This is a genomic window from Pseudomonas agronomica (assembly GCF_025917275.1).
Taxonomy (GTDB): domain Bacteria; phylum Pseudomonadota; class Gammaproteobacteria; order Pseudomonadales; family Pseudomonadaceae; genus Aquipseudomonas; species Aquipseudomonas agronomica.
This window is the reverse complement of record NZ_JAOSHO010000709.1, coordinates 1-2006: the sequence shown is the minus strand read 5'-3', so window position 1 is coordinate 2006 and position 2006 is coordinate 1. Positions and strand designations below refer to the sequence as shown.

At 65.5% G+C, this 2006-nt stretch carries 2 protein-coding genes; both read left to right on the top strand.

From position 1 onward, the window contains the following. On the top strand, positions 1-688 hold a 688-nt coding region (locus tag OC610_RS26400), incomplete at its 5' end, for a glycerate kinase type-2 family protein (RefSeq protein ID WP_332880485.1). Next, positions 678-2006, top strand: a 1329-nt coding sequence (pyk, locus tag OC610_RS26395; RefSeq protein ID WP_264432106.1) for a pyruvate kinase, incomplete at its 3' end; no start/stop codon positions are given. The genes OC610_RS26400 and pyk, both read left to right, overlap by 11 nt.

The window sequence follows — 2006 nt, the reverse complement described above, 5'->3', positions numbered from 1 at the left end:
CACCGTCGCCGACCCCAGCACCTCAGCCGAGGCCCTGGCGATTCTCAAGCGCTACGCCATTGAAATCCCCGCCTCCGTACGCAGCTGGCTGCAAAGCCCGGAATCGGAAACCGTCAAGCCCGGCGACCCGAGCCTGGCCCGTAGTCATTTCCAACTGATCGCCCGCCCCCAGCAATCCCTGGAAGCCGCAGCCGTGAAAGCACGCCAGGCCGGTTTCAGCCCGTTGATCCTCGGTGACCTGGAAGGCGAATCCCGGGAAGTGGCGAAGGTCCACGCCGGCATCGCCCGGCAAATCGCCCTGCATGGCCAACCCTTGGCGGCGCCGTGCGTAATCCTGTCCGGTGGTGAAACCACCGTCACCGTGCGCGGCAATGGCCGTGGCGGGCGCAACGCCGAATTCCTGCTGAGCCTGACCGACAGCCTCAAGGGCCACCCTGGCATCCATGCGCTGGCCGGGGACACCGATGGCATCGACGGCTCCGAGGACAACGCCGGGGCAATCATGAACCCGGACAGCTATCGTCGCGCCGCCGAGCTGGGCCTGTGCGCCAGCGACGAGTTGGATAACAACAACGGCTACGGCTACTTCGCCGCGCTGGACGCGCTGATCGTCACCGAGCCGACCCGCACCAACGTCAACGACTTCCGCGCCATCCTGATCCTCGAGAACCCGAAAAATGACGCCTGATAAAAAGGTCAAGATCCTCGCGACCCTCGGCCCCGCCACCCGTGGCATCGATGACATTCGCGAACTGGTGCAGGCCGGCGTGAACATCTTTCGCCTGAACTTCAGCCACGGCGACCATGCCGACCACGCCCAGCGCTACCAGTGGATCCGCGAAGTCGAACAGCAACTCAATTACCCGCTGGGCATCCTGATGGACTTGCAGGGCCCGAAACTTCGGGTGGGCAAGTTCGCCGACGGCAAGGTCTTGCTGCAGCGCGGCCAGGCCCTGCGGTTGGACCTGGACCCGACGCCGGGCGATCAGCGCCGGATCAACCTGCCCCATCCGGAAATCATCGCGGCGTTGGAGCAGGGCATGGACTTACTGCTGGATGACGGCAAGTTGCGCTTGCGCGTGGTCGCCAAGCACCACGACGCCATCGACACCGAGGTGCTCAACGGCGGCGAGCTGTCGGACCGCAAGGGCGTGAACGTGCCCCAGGCCGTGCTCGACCTGAGCCCACTCACCGCCAAGGATCGTCGCGACTTGAGCTTCGGCCTGGAGCTGGGCGTGGACTGGGTCGCGCTGTCGTTCGTGCAGCGTCCCGAAGACATCCGCGAAGCCCGCGCGCTGATCGGCGACAAGGCGTTCCTGATGGCCAAGATCGAAAAACCATCGGCCGTCACCCAACTGCGCGAGATCGCTGAACTGAGCGACGCGATCATGGTTGCCCGCGGGGATCTTGGCGTCGAGGTCCCGGCCGAGAGCGTGCCGCAGATCCAGAAGACCATCATCGGCACCTGCCGTGCCTTGGGCAAACCGGTGGTGGTGGCAACGCAGATGCTCGAATCGATGCGTTTCTCCCCGGCGCCAACCCGCGCCGAAGTCACTGACGTCGCCAACGCCGTGGCCGAAGGTGCCGATGCGGTGATGCTGTCGGCGGAAACCGCGTCGGGCGATTACCCGCTAGAAGCGGTGCAGATGATGAGCAAGATCATCCGCCAGGTGGAAAACGGCCCGGACTACCAAGCGCAACTGGACGTCAGCCGGCCGAAAGCCGAGGCCACGGTGTCGGACGCCATCAGTTGCGCGATCCGCCGGATCAGCAACGTCCTGCCGGTGGCGGTGCTGGTGAACTACAGCGAGTCGGGCAGTTCAAGCCTGCGGGCGGCGCGGGAGCGGCCGACGGTGCCGATCCTCAACCTGACGCCGAACCTCCAAGCGGCCCGCCGACTGACCGTGGCGTGGGGCGTGCATTCGGTGGTCAATGACCGTTTGAAGCAGGTCGATGAGGTGTGCTCCACGGCGCTGGAAATCGCCCAGGCCCAAGGCATGGCCCAG